The organism is Thalassobacterium maritimum, from assembly GCF_031127805.1.
Classification (GTDB): domain Bacteria; phylum Verrucomicrobiota; class Verrucomicrobiia; order Opitutales; family Coraliomargaritaceae; genus Thalassobacterium; species Thalassobacterium maritimum.
The window spans coordinates 23466-40308 of sequence record NZ_JARXHW010000004.1; the positions used below are offsets into that span (position 1 = coordinate 23466).

General features: G+C 52.2%; 18 protein-coding genes. 12 read left to right on the forward strand and 6 right to left on the reverse strand.

Translation table 11 applies throughout. From position 1 onward, the window contains the following. The first annotated feature begins 43 nt into the window (after positions 1-43). The 3 genes from dapA to ruvA are packed head-to-tail and all read left to right on the forward strand — an operon-like array spanning position 44 to position 2299. Entirely contained in the window at positions 44-940 is an 897-nt protein-coding gene (gene dapA, locus QEH52_RS02705; RefSeq protein WP_308948467.1) for a 4-hydroxy-tetrahydrodipicolinate synthase, read from the forward strand. Positions 941-954: 14 nt separating this feature from the next. Continuing rightward, entirely contained in the window at positions 955-1692 is a 738-nt protein-coding gene (gene dapB / locus QEH52_RS02710) for a 4-hydroxy-tetrahydrodipicolinate reductase (protein ID WP_308948468.1), read from the forward strand. Positions 1693-1699: 7 nt separating this feature from the next. After that, a complete protein-coding gene (gene ruvA, locus QEH52_RS02715) occupies positions 1700-2299 on the forward strand; it encodes a Holliday junction branch migration protein RuvA (protein WP_308948469.1) in 600 nt (199 codons plus the stop codon). Between the two features lie 9 nt (positions 2300-2308). On the opposite strand, the gene QEH52_RS02720 is transcribed toward ruvA, so the two are convergent. Continuing rightward, complete coding sequence (locus QEH52_RS02720; protein ID WP_308948470.1) at positions 2309-3502, reverse strand: hypothetical protein; 1194 nt, start codon at positions 3500-3502, stop codon at positions 2309-2311. Between the two features lie 136 nt (positions 3503-3638). On the opposite strand from QEH52_RS02720, the gene QEH52_RS02725 reads away from it, so the two are divergent. The 6 genes from QEH52_RS02725 (at position 3639) to QEH52_RS02750 (ending at position 7842) form a co-directional block, all read left to right on the forward strand. Next, positions 3639-4712, forward strand: a complete 1074-nt coding sequence (locus QEH52_RS02725) for an Mrp/NBP35 family ATP-binding protein (protein WP_308948471.1) — start codon at positions 3639-3641, stop codon at positions 4710-4712. A 100-nt stretch (positions 4713-4812) separates the two neighbouring features. Next, positions 4813-5034, forward strand: coding sequence for a hypothetical protein (locus tag QEH52_RS02730; protein WP_345785438.1), 222 nt, complete (start codon positions 4813-4815; stop codon positions 5032-5034). 65 nt (positions 5035-5099) lie between these two features. Then, entirely contained in the window at positions 5100-6086 is a 987-nt protein-coding gene (locus QEH52_RS02735) for an alpha/beta fold hydrolase (protein ID WP_425609274.1), read from the forward strand. A 70-nt stretch (positions 6087-6156) separates the two neighbouring features. Next, complete coding sequence (deoC, locus tag QEH52_RS02740; RefSeq protein WP_308948474.1) at positions 6157-6840, forward strand: deoxyribose-phosphate aldolase; 684 nt, start codon at positions 6157-6159, stop codon at positions 6838-6840. A gap of 6 nt (positions 6841-6846) precedes the next feature. Then, entirely contained in the window at positions 6847-7131 is a 285-nt protein-coding gene (locus QEH52_RS02745) for a helix-hairpin-helix domain-containing protein (RefSeq protein WP_308948475.1), read from the forward strand. Between the two features lie 27 nt (positions 7132-7158). Then, positions 7159-7842, forward strand: a complete 684-nt coding sequence (locus QEH52_RS02750) for an LON peptidase substrate-binding domain-containing protein (protein WP_308948476.1) — start codon at positions 7159-7161, stop codon at positions 7840-7842. On the opposite strand, the gene QEH52_RS02755 is transcribed toward QEH52_RS02750, so the two are convergent. Next, positions 7839-8567: a hypothetical protein gene (locus tag QEH52_RS02755; protein ID WP_308948478.1), complete on the reverse strand. Its 729-nt coding sequence runs from the start codon at positions 8565-8567 to the stop codon at positions 7839-7841. The two genes, QEH52_RS02750 and QEH52_RS02755, sit on opposite strands and share 4 nt — an antisense overlap. A 142-nt stretch (positions 8568-8709) precedes the next feature. On the opposite strand from QEH52_RS02755, the gene QEH52_RS02760 reads away from it, so the two are divergent. Next, the gene (locus QEH52_RS02760) at positions 8710-9933 is read left to right on the forward strand and encodes a mechanosensitive ion channel family protein (RefSeq protein WP_308948480.1); all 1224 of its coding nucleotides are present in this window, start codon (positions 8710-8712) and stop codon (positions 9931-9933) included. A 19-nt stretch (positions 9934-9952) separates the two neighbouring features. Here QEH52_RS02760 and QEH52_RS02765 read toward each other — a convergent pair whose 3' ends face one another. Together QEH52_RS02765 and QEH52_RS02770 are read right to left on the reverse strand one after the other, a co-directional pair. After that, positions 9953-10939, reverse strand: coding sequence for a ParB/RepB/Spo0J family partition protein (locus tag QEH52_RS02765; RefSeq protein WP_308948482.1), 987 nt, complete (start codon positions 10937-10939; stop codon positions 9953-9955). A gap of 2 nt (positions 10940-10941) precedes the next feature. Continuing rightward, positions 10942-11547: a LysM peptidoglycan-binding domain-containing protein gene (locus QEH52_RS02770; RefSeq protein ID WP_308948484.1), complete on the reverse strand. Its 606-nt coding sequence runs from the start codon at positions 11545-11547 to the stop codon at positions 10942-10944. 82 nt (positions 11548-11629) lie between these two features. Here QEH52_RS02770 and lgt point away from each other — a divergent pair, with 82 nt between their 5' ends. Continuing rightward, positions 11630-12478 (forward strand): prolipoprotein diacylglyceryl transferase, encoded by an 849-nt coding sequence (gene lgt / locus QEH52_RS02775; protein ID WP_308948485.1) that lies wholly within the window; start codon positions 11630-11632, stop codon positions 12476-12478. Between the two features lie 118 nt (positions 12479-12596). On the opposite strand, the gene QEH52_RS02780 is transcribed toward lgt, so the two are convergent. Beyond that, the gene (locus QEH52_RS02780; protein WP_308948486.1) at positions 12597-13445 is read right to left on the reverse strand and encodes a universal stress protein; all 849 of its coding nucleotides are present in this window, start codon (positions 13443-13445) and stop codon (positions 12597-12599) included. Positions 13446-13613: 168 nt separating this feature from the next. Further along, positions 13614-14909, reverse strand: a complete 1296-nt coding sequence (locus QEH52_RS02785; RefSeq protein WP_308948488.1) for a glucose-1-phosphate adenylyltransferase — start codon at positions 14907-14909, stop codon at positions 13614-13616. A 69-nt stretch (positions 14910-14978) separates the two neighbouring features. Between QEH52_RS02785 and glmS the strand changes: the two genes are divergently transcribed. After that, positions 14979-16829: a glutamine--fructose-6-phosphate transaminase (isomerizing) gene (gene glmS / locus QEH52_RS02790; RefSeq protein WP_308948489.1), complete on the forward strand. Its 1851-nt coding sequence runs from the start codon at positions 14979-14981 to the stop codon at positions 16827-16829. Positions 16830-16843 lie beyond the last annotated feature (14 nt).

The following is a 16843-nucleotide window of genomic DNA, read 5'->3' on the forward strand; positions in this document are numbered from 1 at the left end:
ATCAGCTGTGTGCTGCCGATTTACAATATTTTTTGAAGCCTCTATGAAGACAAATCAATTCTCAGGTGTTTTTACCGCACTCGCCACTCCCATGCAATCCGGCGAGGTCGCGTATGCTGACTTAGAAAAGCTCATCGCCCACCAACTCGAAGGTGGCATCGATGGCTTAGTCTCCGTCGGCACTACGGGCGAATCGCCAACGCTCGATCACAGTGAGCATATCGAAGTGATCCAAGCCTCGGTCAAAGCAGCGGCTGGCAAGGTCCCCGTTTACGCGGGCACTGGCTCGAACTCGACCAACGAAGCAGTGATGCTCACACAAAGAGCCGACAAGGCAGGCGCCGATGGTTTCCTCGTTGTGGCTCCCTACTACAACAAGCCAAGTCAAGAGGGCTTATTTCAACACTTCAGCAAGGTTGCCGAGTGCACCGAAAAGCCGATCATCCTCTATTCAATCCCCTCGCGTTGCGGTATCGAAATCTCCGTCGACGTGACTGCACGGCTCTATGAAAAATACCCGCACGTTTGCTGCATGAAGGCTGCCGAAGGCTCTTGCGACAAGGTGACCGAATATGTGCGTGCCCTCGGTCCTGACTACGCAGTCATGAGTGGCGACGATGCACTCACCCTACCTTTTATGTCTTCGGGCGCAACAGGCGTGATCAGCGTGGCTTCCAACCTCGTCGTATCGCCACTGGTCCAAATGGTACGCGCGGCCAACAACAACGACTACGCCACGGCACGCGCCACTTTCCTCAAGTATCACCCTTTCTTTAAGGCCATCTTCACCGAGCCCAACCCGGTACCGATCAAGTATGCACTCAAGCAAGCCGGCATCATCACTTCCGACGAAGTGCGCCTGCCACTCAGCAGCATCACTGCAGAGACTTGCGCCGCACTCGACCCCATCCTGGCCGAGCTCGGCCTCGTTAACGCTTAGAATTACTACGAAATATGTCACTCAAACTACTTCTTAACGGCTCACGCGGACGCATGGGCATCGCTATTTCTGCCATCGCCGAAGCCAATAACGCTGAAATCGTATCGGCCTGCGACACTGGCGATGATCCTCGCAGCCAGATCGATGCCTGCGAAGCGATCATTGACTTCAGCTTTCACGAAGTCACAGCTGGCATCGCTGAACTCGCAGTCGAAAAGAACCTTCCACTGGTCATCGGCACCACGGGGCACACCTCCGAGGAAAAAGCCCAGATCCTAGCCACTGTCGAGGGCAAGATCCCCGTCGTCTGGGCCGGTAACTACTCCGTAGGCGTCAACACTCTCAACTACTTGACTCGCAAAGCAGCCGCCATTCTAGGCGAGCAATACGAGCCTGAAGTGCTGGAGATGCACCACCACCACAAGAAGGACGCCCCTAGCGGCACCGCAGAGCGCCTGATTGAAATTTTAAAGGATGGCTACCAAATCGCAGATGAACAAGTCGTTCACGGGCGCGAAGGTCTCGTCGGCGCACGTCCACGTAAAGAGATCGGCGTGCACGCAATACGCGGTGGTGACATCGTGGGCGAACATACCGTCTATTTCTGTGGCGACGGCGAGCGTATCGAGCTGACTCACCGCGCGACTGATCGTAAGATTTTTGCCCAAGGCGCAGTTCGCGCCGCACAATGGGCCGTCGGCAAAGCCGCTGGCGTCTATAACATGGAAGACGTGCTCGGCCTGACCGATTAATCGACTTATGATTGCACGACTCAAAGGCACCGTTCTCGAATCCACCCCGCTCTTAGTCGTTTTGGAAGCGGGCGGAGTCGGCTACGAGGTTCACATCCCCGTAACGACCGCCGAGAAGGTGCCCGCCATCGGTAAAGAGTGCAGTCTATTTATCCACAGCGTCTACCGCGAAGATAGCGCGACGCTCTACGGCTTCGCCACCCGCGATGATCGCGACTTCTACCGCCTCCTGATCGAGAAGGTATCTGGCATCGGTCCCAAAATTGGGATCAGCATGCTCAGTCGCATGTCCACAGATTTACTGCGCAGCGCGATCGCCAGTGCGGATGTAGCACTCCTGTCTAAATGCCCAGGCATTGGCAAAAAAACAGCTGAGCGCCTAGTGATTGAATTAAAAGATAAAGTCGGCCTGGTCGCCAGTAACAACAGTCCCGCAGCGGGCGAGCTCAGCGCAGCGGCCGAACCGAGCGCCTTTCAAGATGCCGTGGGCAGCTTGATGACACTGGGCTACAAGCCTGCCGACGCCGACAAACTGGTGCGCAAGGCAGTCTCCAAGCTCGACGCAAATGCCAGCACCGAGGCACTGGTCAAAGAAGCGCTGCGCTAAGCGCAAGCTCTAGTAAACATAACTGGCCGATGAAGCATCGCCAAAGGCGGGCTTGTGCAAAGCACTGACTTTTTGAGTCAAAGTATCCAGCAGCATCAAACGCGTGCTGCCGCCATTGCGTTGGGTAAAGACGAGGTGACGCCCATCGCGCAGCCACGTCGGCTCAAGTGATGAGGGACCCTTGGTCAGCCACTCGCTGCTACGTGTCTTCGCATCATAAAGCGCGATCTGAAAGCCGCCGCTGACGGTGGCCGTGAACGCAATCAAGTTATCATGCACCGGATTCCAAGTAGGCTCGGAGCAATAGCGACTAATATTGGTCGGGATACGTCGGGCCGGCCCACCCGTGCTGGAAATCTCAAACAATTGCGGTTTACCGGGAGCATCTGAGGTATAAACCAAGCGACGACCATCGGGTGACCAACTCGGGCTCGCTTCCAAGCTCTTGTTATTGGTAAGACGCCGCGCATTTTTGCCGCGACTATCCGTCACGTGAATCTCGGAATTGCCAGTGCCGGAAAGCGCCATCGCAATCTGCCGCCCATCGGGGCTGAATACAGCGCCTGTATTCAGTCCTTTGAATGTCGCAATGGGTGTTTTACGGCCGCTATTGACATCCAGCAGGTAGATATCCGGAAATCCACTCTTGAAGTAGGTGGTGTAGAGCAAGTGACGTCCATCGGGGGCCCACTTAGGCCCAGTCACCAAGGAGCGATCCCGTGTGAGAGGGCGCACACGACTAAACAGTAAGTCGCTAGTATAAATCTCTGAAATGCCACGTTGCTTCCCAACGAACGCCAGGCGTCCGGCGAAAAAACCCTTAGTTTGTAGTGTCGCCTCAACCACTAGATCACAGGCGCGCAAAACTGCATTCTGCAAATCACTACCAGCGACCGTACGGCGCAATTGCTCGGTATAGGGCTGGCCCGAGCCCACAGTCAGCAGCACCGACGAAGCGCTCGCGGGCTCGATCTTAATTTGAAAGGCCGCATTGGCGCCAGCAGTCACAATATAAGCGCCATGTAAATTAAAAGCACGACGCGCCAAATTACTAATAGTGCCATCACTACTATCAATCGCGACCGCGAGCTGCCCTTCCCCATCGCGCACCAAGTCTTGAAGCTGGATTGTTTCAGAGAATACCGATCGGGGAGCGAGCGAAATACAGAAAACTGAAAGTAATAAGAGGACTGTTAAACGCATAGGCATGAAATAGCCCGAAGCGTAGAAAAATCGCAAATGAAAATCCACTTTGTGAACAGATTTATATAAAATATGAAAATTCTACGTTTCGTGTTGAACTGCAGGCTGAGAGTTTCAATTTGCTTTATAAACAGCTATGGCAGATACAGAACACATCCAAACAGCCCTCAAAAGCGTCAAATTCCCAGGCTTCAGCCGCGACATCGTGTCTTTTGGACTCGTGCGCAACATTGAGCAAAACGACGGAGAGGTGCAAATCGGCATCGAAATCACCACAGCCGACTCGACGATACCTGAACGAATCGCAGCCGACATCAAAAGCGCGGTCGGCGCCCTGGAAGGGATCGACGACGTTAAGGTGCGGATGGAAATTTCTCAGCCAAAGCAACAACCTTCACCAGCGGGCGCGCCCGGCAACAAGCCGAACACCAGTCAAGCCATGCAAAAGGTGAAATACGCGATCGCAGTGGCCAGTGGTAAGGGCGGCGTGGGCAAATCAACTGTCACCGTTAACCTGGCATGCGCACTACAGCGACTACTGGAAGAAGAAGGCAAATCGGGCGTCGGCATCATGGACTGCGACATTTATGGCCCCTCGATTCCACTCATGCTAGGCGCAATGGGCCGTCCAGAGCTGGAAAACGATATGATTGTGCCGATTGAAAACTTCGGCGTACGCACGATGTCGATGGGGTTCCTAGTGGACGAAGACACTCCTGTAGTCTGGCGGGGCCCAATGATCATGAAGACGATCCAGCAATTTGCTCAAAACGTAAACTGGGGCGAGCTCGAGATTTTAGTCGTGGACTTGCCACCTGGCACGGGCGACGCACAGCTTTCATTGGTGCAAACCATCCCACTGGAAGGAGCTGTCATCGTCACCACACCACAGCCAGCGGCTTCGAACGTCGCCCGTCGCGGCGCACGCATGTTTGATAAAGTCAGCGTACCCTTGCTAGGCGTCGTGGAAAACATGAGTTACCTAGAAGCCCCGGATGGCTCACGTCAGAACCTATTTGGCGAAGGAGGCGGTAGCGAAACTGCCAACAGCCTCGAAACAGAGTTGCTGGGACAACTGCCGATCGATCCCAATATACGTATTGGCTGCGACAAGGGCATTCCCATCGTCATCAGCGACCCAGATTCAAAAGCCTCGCAGGAGTTTATGAAAATTGCACGGCAAGTTCTCGACAATCTAGTAAAGAAATAGAGCGCAGCCCCTTTTTTTAGCTAGCCAGCGGAGAGATTCCATGTTGATTTCAGACTTTGCCTAAGAGAGATTCTATCGAATGAGCGAGGAGAAACAAGATATGCCGAATTCAGCTTCCGATACCTGTTCTAATCATGGATTTGCACAGCGATCCACTCTTTACCAAGAGTTTCTAGCAGAGCGTGAAGAAATCCTACGTCACAAATGGCTGGAATCCGAAAAGCTGGGAAAGGACATTGGTTTCGAACGCGCCCTGCTGGACTGGATTCGCAAACATCGCCAAAACTGGCGTGGTGCGCGCAACGTAAAACTGAATAAGTAGTCAAATCACTTTTTTTTGCCAGAGTTCATTTGCTCTGGCAAAAAAAGTAACTAGCTATTGGGAGCATGAAGCGAATGATCTCCCACCTACTCACACTCTTTGTACTCAGCGTGACCGTAGCCCAAGCGCATATACGCTTGGAGCGCTTTGAATATCCGTTTCCCGTCGCCAACTTTGCCTTTGAGAGCCAAGAGCAAAGCTTGGAAATGAGCTATATGGACGTCGCCCCCGAGGGCAGCTCTAATGGCACAATACTCCTGCTACATGGCAAAAACTTCTCGGGCGCATATTTTGAAGAAACTGCCAACGCACTGCTAGAATCGGGCTATCGAGTCATCATGCCAGATCAGATAGGTTTCGGCAAATCCAGTAAGCCGAGCCATTACCAATACAGCTTCCATCAACTGGCGCAAAATACGCATGACTTACTTCAATCACTGAATGTAGAGCACGTGCAAGTGCTCGGTCACTCAATGGGGGGTATGCTCGCGACGCGCTTCGCGCTAATGTATCCGGACATGGCGACTAGCCTTACACTACTCAATCCCATTGGACTCGAAGATTGGAAGGCAAAAGGAGTGCCTTACCAGTCAATAGACGAATGGTATCAGTCCGAACTCAAAAAGACTCCCGAAAAGATCCGCGCCTATCAACTGGACTCCTACTACGATGGCAAATGGAAGAGTGCATACGACTCTGGCGTCGAGATGCTGACTCGCTTCATTCAAAGCAAAGAATACCCCGTTATGGCTTGGAACCAAGCACTCACCTACGACATGATTTACAACCAACCCGTGGTGTATGAGTTCAAGCAATTAAGCCAACACACTCTCTTAATTATTGGACAGCGCGACACCACCGCACTAGGAAAGAATAAAGTCAGCGCAGAGGTGAAAGCCACGCTCGGCAACTATCCCGAACTCGGACGCGCAGCATTGAAAGCCATCCCCAATGCCACACTGGTGGAACTCGAAGGCCTGGGGCACCTGCCACAGGTTGAAGACTTTGGCCGCTTTTTCGGTCCTTACATCGAGTTTCTGAATGCCAACTAATCAGGCGCATTGACTCTATCTGCGGATCACACGAAACTGGCCTAGATCCATCTTCAAACCAATACCAATTATGACAAAGATTAGCCGTTACCTAGATGCCGCAATACTGAAAGCCGAGTTTACTGAGTCGGACGTGCTGGAAGCAGTCAAAGCGTGCATTGAGCTCAATGCTTTTAGCGTTTGTGTGCGTCCTTGCGACATCGAGCTTGCGCAGCAACACTGCAAAGGTAGCGACACGGCAGTGTGTGTCGTGCTCGGTTTCCCACATGGCGTTCAATTGCCAGATTCCAAAGTCGATGAAGCAAAACGCTACATCGCACTCGGCGTAGACGAAATCGATATGGTCGCCAACTACGGTTGGATCCGATCCGGTAAATGGGCCGAAGTGGAAGCCGACGTCGCCGGCGTGGCGGCGCAAACTCGCGCTGCAGGCGTGCCACTCAAAGTCATTTTCGAAACCGCCCACCTCAACACTCAGCAAATTCAACAAATGGTAGAAGTCTGCATTCGTGCGGGCGCCGACTTTGTCAAAACCTCCACCGGCTTTAATGGCGAAGGTGCCAAAGTCGAGGATGTGCAAACCATGCTCGATACAGCAGCAGGCCGCATCAAGGTAAAACCTTCAGGAGGTATTCGCGACCAGGCCGACGCACAACGCTTCGTCGACATGGGTGTGCACCGCCTAGGAGTCGGTTGGACCTCTTGCCAAGCAATCTGCGAAGGGTCAGCAGCGCAATCCAACAGTGGCTACTAAAACTCAATGTTTCCACAGAAGAAGAAAAAGAAGGTCGATTATGAAGCGCTCAATTCAGCGCTGATGCGGATACCACGGATGGACGTGACAGTCGCACGCAGCCTGATCGACCTTGGCATTCGCGAGATCTACGATCTACAAGGGCGCGCGCCCGAGATCCTATTCGAGGAAGCACGCAAAAAAAACGAAAATTTGCCCGAGAATCAGATTCGCTACTTCCGTATGGCGGTGTATTATGCTGAAGCAGAAACGCCCGATGTCTCCAAATTACATCCCGACGAATGGAACTAAGGCGGCCTGCCAGCCGACCAAGCCACTATGAGTTTCCAAGAAATTGCAATTCCGCGCGAAGTGCCGCTGATGACTTTAAGTCAGTGCGTACTGTTTCCGCAGGCGATGATGCCACTCTTTATCTTTGAGCCGCGTTATCGCGAGATGCTGCAGCATGTCTTAGAAGAGGATCGTATCTTTGCAGTCGCTGCGCTGGACGAGCGCGAGGAAGATGCCGAAGTATTGGAGACCCCCTACTCGATCGCAGGCGTGGGCGTGGTGCGCGCTTGCAAGCAAAACCCCGACGGCACCTCTAACTTAATCTTACAGGGGCTGGCACGGGTCGAGCTAGAGAGCTTCGTATGCGAGGAGCCCTATCGACGAGCACGCATCCATCAGGTGCTGAGCGAAGCAGACGGCAGTGAGCAAAGTCTAGACTCCATTCAACCCACTCTACTCACACTCATGCAGACACAGATGCGGCTCGGGGCCGACATTCCGCGCGAGGTGTTGAAATTTCTATCCAGTATTAAAGAACCAGAGAATGTGCTGGACCTTGCGATCTACACGCTCTGCCCCTCAGGACGATTTAAACAAGAGCTGCTCGAAACCCGTGGCATTCTCGCCCGTTTTGAAAAATTTGAACGTGCTCTGCGCACACAAATCGAACGCCTTAAATTAGACTATCGGCTCAAAGGCGGGCTGGACGACAACAGCATCGGCAATAATTAGTGGATCGGCTTTTCAAAATAGAAACTGAGCAAGCCAGGATTCACCTCAATCTCGTCGACTTTCGCCAATGAAAGCCTTTCGTCCCCCAAGCGGGTCTCGATTTCGTGCGCGAAAGGAAAGCCGTCGACCTCCCGGTAATCTCGGTATAGAATTTGCAATTGCAACTCACCGCTCAGATCGAACTGATCGACTCGCACTACGTGAGCAGTGATGACATCCACAAAATAGTGACAAAGACCACGTTCGCGCTGCTCGACAGCGAGCACATAGACACTGCGATCATTCAAAGTGGAACGCTCCAGAAAACTGATCTCGTCATCGCCCTCTTCAAGCGCACGAAAAAGCGGACTATCAAAGCGGGCCAACACACGTAAATCACGCGTCTCTTCCTCATCGAGCTCACGGATCGTGGCCTGACCTTGGCTCTCAGAGCGCAGCCAAGCCTCCTTCCCATTATACCCCGTCACCACGCGGCTCCACTCATTCGAGAGTCGATAGCGAAAAGAATAAGGGCGCTTCTTACGCATCAGAAAATCAAAGCTCTGCCCATTCTGCTCTATCGTGCCTTCGACGCTCAACGAAGATAAGGCATCTGCATCGCGAAAACCACCATAAGCCTCCGTGTAGCGCTGCAAGATTCGCTGCAAAGCATAGCTATCGCTCTGAGCAAAGCTCCAAACCGGCAAGCAGCTAAGAAGAACTACTAGTAGAGATCGTAATGGCATGTAACATGTCATGCAGCCGGAATCTCCGAATGGCAAGCTATTCGCAACAATGACGAAGGAAAGATTGTCAGCCAGCAAAAGTGCATCAACAGTCTGCAGGATGACTCCCGAAATCATCAGTGAATGGCTCGTAAAATTTAAAATGAACGCAGGTACTGCCGACATGCTTGGCCTGCTGGGCTCTATCATTTATCTCTTAATCTTAGCTTTGCTGGCCAATTTTGTAGCGAAACGTTTCATCGCGCACATCGTGCACCCAATCATCCGAAAGACTTCGATGACTTGGGATGACTTGCTCATCCAGCACAATGTTATCGTGCGATTTTCGCATATTGTACCTGCGGCCATCATACATTTTTTCTCCCCTGCTTTATTTGATCAATCCCCTACAGTCGCGGAGTTTTTCCAACTAATCGTCAACACCTACCTAATCGTCATCATATTGTTTGTGATTGATGGTGTCTTGAATTTTGCGCGCTCCTTATGGGAGCGCGGCAAAATGGGGCGACGCTATCCCGCCAAGAGCTTTGTACAGGCCGCCAAACTGGTGATCAACTTAATCGGTTTCATCTTTATCCTCTCTTCGATTTTAGATCGATCCCCGCTGGTGCTCTTCTCCGGACTCGGGGCCATCACTGCCATCCTGCTCTTAATCTTTAAAGATGCAATTCTTGGACTAGTGGCCGGCTTTCAGCTATCGGTCAATAACATGGTAATGGTCGGCGATTGGATTGAAATGCCCGCCCGCGGGGCAGATGGCGATGTCATCGATGTTTCACTCACAACGGTCAAAGTACAAAACTGGGACAAAACCATTACCACCATTCCGACCTACGCACTAATCTCAGATTCCTTTAAAAACTGGCGTGGCATGAGCGAAGCTGGTGGTCGCCGTATCAAACGCGCGCTTCACATTGACATGCGCACTATTCAGTTCGCCGACGAGGATTTACTGGACCGCTTCAAGCGCATTCGCCTACTGCGTCCATACTTGGAGGAGAAACTGGCAGATATTCAGAAATACAACGATGACGTGGGCGAGGAACTCTCCGAGCTGATTAACGGCCGCCGCTTGACCAATGTGGGCACCTTCCGCGCCTACTGTGTGGCCTACTTGCGCAATCATCCACAGATCCATCAGGACATGACCTTGCTGGTGCGCCAATTGACTCCGAGCTCACAGGGGCTACCGCTGGAGATATACGTATTTACCAACGACATCGCCTGGGCACGCTACGAAGACATACAGGGTGATATATTTGACCACCTGTTGTCCGTAATGCCCGAATTTGGGCTAAGTGCCTATCAAGCACCCAGCGGCGCAGACCTCGAAAAAGCAGGTCTCTCACTCCAAAATAAGGAGTGAGCCCCGCTGCCCGCACGGCTTACTTCAGCCCCAATTTTTCTAGAATACGATCGAGGTCGTCATTGCCGAAATACTCGATGGTGATGCGGCCTTTCTTCGCGCTGTGCTTGAGAGCGACACGTGTATTAAAGTGCTCACCGATACGCTTCTCAAGGTCGCGAATGGCGGTTTGCTCCGCCTCGGGCAAGTGATTGCCCCCCTTTTTACCGTTCGCAGCATTGCAGTCCTTAAGACGACGCACTTGAGCTTCAGCTTCGCGCACACTCATCCCCGTCTCAATAATCCGACGCGCCAGCAACTTACGATGCTCCTCACTCTCCAGTCCTAGCAAGACCTTCGCGTGTCCGGTCGAAATCAGACGGCGGCTCAAGAAGCCTTGAATCTCCGAACCTAAAGTCAACAATCTCAAGGCATTCGCCACCGTGGCACGGCCTCGGCCCACGCGTTCCGCAGCGGCCTCTTGAGTCAAATCAAAATCGCGCACTAAGCTGGCGTAGCCGAGTGCCTCATCAATCGGGTTCAAATTTTCACGCTGCAAATTCTCAATCAAAGCAAGTGCGGCTGAAGAAGCATCACTGGCCTCGATGATACGTGCTGGAATGGTCTTGAGCTTTAATTGCTGGTAGGCGCGCAAACGGCGTTCCCCCGCGATCAGTTCAAACTTACCCTCTTTGGCGCGCACCACGACAGGCTGCAACAAGCCTTCCGACTGGATACTCTTAGCCAGGTCTTCGATATGATCTTCCTTAATTTCGCGACGCGGCTGATAAGGATTGGCCAAGACATCACTCACATCGATCTCACGGTAACCGGGCGCGTTGGGGGCCAAAGTCGCCACTGGCTGCGGCTTAGACTTGGTCTTAGCCGCACTAGGGATCACCTGTTTACGGGCCGTTTTTTTGACAGGCACAGGGCTCCCCTCGGACTTGCTCTGAGATTTAGAACTGCCGGTTCCGGTAATGAGGCCACCGAGTCCGCGGCCGAGTCTGGATTTGTTATTGGACATGTTTACTGAGCGATCGGAATGAAGATAGTTTCGCCAACTTTAAGGTCACGAGATGGATTCACGATCTTATTGGCGTTTTGAATGTGCTTAATGGTCGAGCCATGATCGCGGGCAATTTTACTGAGCGTATCCCCGGAACGGACGACGTAAGGCTTACCTGTCTTAGGAAAATCATCTGAGAAATGCACAGGCGCACTCACTTGGGGCTGACTGTCTACAGCCTTGGCAATCGAATTAATCGCTGCCTGAGATTCACTGGCCAATGCACCGACCTGCCGGTTCACCTCGGTCAGGATTTGCTGTTTTTGCGCCTCATCGGCTGCCCGGTATTCACGGCGCAGGGTTTCAATGGCTGAGGCCAGATTGGTAATTTGGGCCTCGGTATCGCGATTGGAACTAGCAGCGGCTACTTGCGAGCGCAGACGGGCATTCTCACGATGCAGCTCTTCAATCTCAAGGCGCAAGGTTTTGAGGTTCTGAGCCAGCAGGCTCACATCTTGATTCAGGTTGGCCACAGTCACACGTAGGTTGTCCTGCGCGAGCGCGGGAGTCACGAAGCTGCAGAAAGTACAAAGGCACATCAGCGCCAGAATGAAAGACTTGATCATAAAAAAGACGATTTCGGCACAACTAGAAATGTCAAAGAAAAGAGTTGGTGATTGAGCGGATTCGGTATGAGAATAGGTCACCATGATCGAACAAAGCCAATACTGGGTGCATGACCTGAGCCCCTTCTTGATACGTTTCCCAGAAAACCCGCTGGGGCTGGACGGCATTCGTTACTACGGGCTCGCCTATTTACTCGGCTTTCTGGGCGCCTGGCTCTTGCTGAAACTGTACGATACGAAGGGTAAATTCACCATCGATGCAGATGCCCGCGCGACCTTAATGACTGCGATTATCATGGGGGTATTACTCGGTGGCCGAGTGGGCTACATGCTGCTTTACGATCTCAGTGCTTTCCTAGCCAATCCTCTGCTGGTGGTGCGAGTCGATCAAGGTGGCATGGCAAGCCATGGGGGCTTTGTCGGCGTATTACTGGCACTGGTTTGGTTTGCCCGTAAGCACAAGTGTGGCTTATTGCCGCTCGGCGATGTCGTCGTCACTTTAGCACCACTGGGCCTCATGTTTGGACGCATCGCTAACTTTATCAATGGCGAGCTTTGGGGACGCGTCAGCACAGTTAGTTGGGCAGTGATCTTTCCAGACAGCCCCAAAAACTACAATGCAGTCTTGCAAAGCTATGGTCCAGAGCCGCGCCACCCCTCGCAACTCTACGAAGCAGCCCTCGAAGGTGGGCTCATGCTGGCCTACGTGCAATGGCGCTTTTGGTGCACACGTCCACCTGCAGGTCAATTGGCTGGAGAATTTCTGGTCGGCTACGGGATCGTGCGCATCTTGGGTGAACTATTCCGCGAACCAGATGCCGCACTCATGCTGGGCCTGAGCCGCGGCCAGTTCTACTCCGTATTTATGATCCTGGCGGGCGCGTTGACGATCTGGATCGCACATAAGCGCAGCTCCCCTCTAAAAGGCTAAATGCTCGACTCGCTCCGCGGCATATGGCGACAGCTTGACATATGTGCACACGCACGGTCTAGAGGGATGCTCTAGTAGGGATAATCTAGTCGGGATGCCCTAGAGGGATGCTTAGAGCCTAGCGGAAACAAAGCACAGGCACACGACAGCTGCGCAGCAGTTCCGTAGTCGTGCTGCCGATCAGCAACTCACGTATGCGGCTGTGCCCATAGGCCCCCAACAGCAAGAGGTCGATATTAGCTTGTTCCACATAATCAGCGATCGCCGTTTCGACTTCTCCAGAAAGCACTTGGCACTTCGGAAATAGGCCCGCAGCCTGCAACGTAGACTCGGCTTCCTGCAAGCGCTGACTGGCTTGATCCTCCTTGTGCCCTTCAACACAGACGATCAGATGCACTTGCATCGAACGGAAGGGCTCATTGCTGGCAATGTAATCCAGCGCCTTCTGACAACTAGCGCCTCCATCGTATGCGATGGCGAGTTTCTGCAAAGGCTCGAACTTACGATTTGTGACCAAGCAGGGCTGATCGACTGAGCGCAACACACGCTCTAGCATGGAGCCGAGGTGCTCCGTGGCGAAATTTGCATTTTCACCACGCTTACCAAGCAGGACTAAATCCGCAACGTCGGCGTAGTCCGACATAACTTCCACCAATAAGCCCGTCTCATGATGAAAGGTAATTTGGCTCTCTTCGACTCCAGCGTCCTTAAGTGTCTTGAGCGCATGCTCTTTGACAAAATTAGACTTCATCTCTTCAACCTCATGCAGCTGAGAAACCATACCTTCAAAAGGTTGAATACCTAAGCTACCGCTAAAGTCAGCAACTGCAGGAATCTCAAACTGACGTATATCAGTGACATAGAGCACACTGATCGTCGCCTGAGTTTGCTGACTGAGCCAGGCTCCGTAGAGGCAAGCTTCGTGCGAGTAATTGGAACCGTCGGTGCAGATAAGTATATTTTTCATCACGCTATAGGGTTATATTTTTCGTCATTAAATGACCTTTGCATACTCTAAATAAAAACATGCTCAACTCTCACAATAGAGCAACAGAAAACCGCACTTCTAAACGAAGTGCGGCTTGTAGGTAAATAGCTGCGACAAAAGCCTGAAAGGCCCGATCACGCAGAAAACTTACGCTTTCAGAACAAAGCCATCAGGAACGATGGTATCCTTGCAGACAACTAACACGCCATCGCGGATAGCGATATCTAGATCAGGCCCGAACTTATCCGGCAAACCCGTGGGGTCCAGAACGACGTTATTTCCGATACGCACACTTTTATCGAGAATGGCGTTCTTAACCACGCAGTTTTTTCCAACGCCCAAGTCTGGACGCCCGAGCACTTTATTTTCCTCAAGATCTTCTACGGTTTCGAAACTATCTGCTCCCATCATGACGACGTTCTCGAAACGAGTCTGATTACGCACCACGGAGCGCACACCAAGTGTCGAGTGCTTAATATTCGCGTCTGTCACAATACAGCCATCGGCAAGAATCGCACGGTCAACCACGCAAGAGTTAATCTTGGAGGCAGGCAGGAAACGAGCGTGGGTAAAGATCCGTGCTTCTTCGTCGAAGAAGTTAAATGGCGGGATTGGATCGGTAAGGCGAATATTCGCATCGAAAAAGGCCTTCACGGTGCCAATATCTTCCCAATAATCGTCGAAGACATAGCTGCACATCTTGGACTGCCCCAACAAGCCAGGGATAATTTCTTTACCAAAGTCAGTGGTATCCGTCTTCAAAGCTTCGATCAATGTGCTCGCATTAAAGACATAAATGCCCATCGAGGCGAGACAGTAGTCACGGTCACCAGGATCTTTCATCTTCTGGCGCACCCCATCCCCCACAGCAAGACCTTTGATCACTTCGGGATCGGTCGGCTTTTCAACAAATTCAGTGATCTCCAAGTCATCATTAATACGCATGAGCCCCAAGCCTTCCGCCTCGTCGAGCCCCAGTGGCTTTGCGGTAATGGTCACTTCAGCTCCGGAAGCATCGTGCTCACGCACAACATCTGCCAAGTCCATACGATAAAGCTGGTCACCGGATAGAATCACATACAGGTCGCCCTCACTATGCCCTTGGAAGTGATGCATATTTTGGCGCACCGCATCCGCAGTGCCTTGATACCAAGTATCACTCTTATCTGTTTGCTCCGCAGAGAGGATATCGACAAAACCGCCCGCATAAGGATCAAATTTGTAAGATTCTTGAATGTGCCGGTGCAGTGAAGCGGTATTAAATTGAGACAATACGTAGATTTGGTTAAATCCAGAATTGAGGCAATTGCTGATTGGAATATCGACGAGGCGATACTTACCGGCCAGCGGCACCGCTGGCTTACAACGATCGCGCGTTAAAGGACTCAGGCGAGAGCCACGACCGCCGCCCATGATAATGCAGATAATTTTTCGTTTTTTCATAGATTTGAGGTATCCGAGAGGTCAATAAGCTTGAAAAGCTAAACGCACTCTGAGCTTATTTGAAGCTTTATGTGTGGAATAGTTGGATATATCGGCCGTGATCGAGCGGGAAGTATAATGCTAGATGGTTTGAAGCGCTTGGAATACCGAGGCTACGACTCATCAGGCATGGTTGTTGCCGCAGGACAAGGCTTCGAGCAAATTAAGCGAACCGGACGCGTAGTCAACCTGGAGAACGCTCTTGAAGAGCGCCAACTGGGTGGCAATCTAGGCATCAGCCATACCCGCTGGGCGACGCACGGTGACGTGACTGAAGCAAATGCGCACCCGCATACCAGTAGCGATGGTAAGATTTCGCTCGTGCACAATGGTGTTATCGAGAACTACACGGGAATGAAAGAGTTCTTGATCGAGAAGGGCTACACTTTCCAGTCCGAAACCGACTCCGAGGCACTTTGCAACCTGATCGCTTACCACTACGAGAAAGAGCCGAAAGACGGCCCCAAAAATCCATTCCTGGAAGCTGTTCGTAAGAGCCTGCGCCACGTAGAAGGCACCTATGGCATCGCGGTCATTTGCCCTGATTTCCCCGAGGAATTAATCGGTGCTCGCAAGGGCTCCCCTCTCATTATCGGCATCGGTAAAGGTGAAAACCTGCTAGCTTCGGACGTCAATGCGATTACCCACTGCACGCAAAATGTCGTCTACCTCAATGACAATGAAGTCGTGCACTTACAAAACAACGACTTCTCGATCACAACCGTTTCTAGTAAAAATGTGGAAGCGGTCATTCATAAGGTCGACTGGGACACTTCAGAGGCTGAACTGGGCGACTACGACCACTTCATGCAGAAGGAAATCTTCGAGCAACCCACTTCTTTGAAGAATGGTATGCGCGGACGCTTTTCTGACGATGCCAGCACCGCAGTCTTTGGCGGACTCAATCTGAGCCCGCAGGAGCTGCGCCAAGTGGACCGTATACTCTTTTTAGCCTGCGGCACCGCGTGGCACTCCTGCCTGGTGGCCGAATATTTAATCGAACGCTTCGCTCGCATCCCGGTCGAAGTAGAATACGCCTCTGAGTTCCGCTATCGCAACTCGCCACTGGACAAGAATACTCTGGTGATCGCCATCAGCCAATCCGGCGAAACGATCGATACACTGGGTGCGCTCCGCGAAGCGAAGCGTAAGGGCTACCGCACACTGGCGATTAATAATAGTGTGGGCTCAACTATTGCTCGCGAAAGCGATGGCGGCATCTACCAGCACGCAGGTCCCGAAATTGGGGTCGCGTCGACCAAGGCCTTTACCTCACAAATCATGATTTGCGCCATGCTGGCGCTCTACTTAGGTCGCTTGCGCGATTTGAGCTATGGTGACGGCATTGAAATCGTTAAAGCACTACAAAAAGTGCCGGAGCAAGTCGAAGAGATTCTCAAGCAGGACGCTAAGATCGCCGAGATCGCCAAGAAATATGCAAAGTATGAAGACTGCCTCTTTTTGGGCCGTCAACTCATGTTTCCCATCGCACTCGAAGGTGCGCTAAAACTAAAAGAGATTTCCTACATCCATGCTGAAGGCTACCCCGCAGCGGAAATGAAGCACGGCCCCATCGCTCTGATTTGCGAAGAGTGCCCGAGTGTCTTTTTGGCGGCGAGTGGCGAAATCTTCCAGAAGAGCTTGGCCAACGTACAAGAAGTTAAGGCACGCAAGGGGAAGGTGATTTTCGTTGCCTCAGAAGAATGCGACATTCCTGAAGGTTTAGCCGACGACACCATCATCGTGCCCGAGTGCCATGAGATCGTTCAGCCGATCTTGATGTGCATTCCGATCCAGCTGTTCAGCTATTACGTGGCACTCGAGCGTGGATGCGATGTAGATAAGCCACGCAATCTAGCCAAATCGGTGACTGTAGAATAAGCGCCAATCACTGC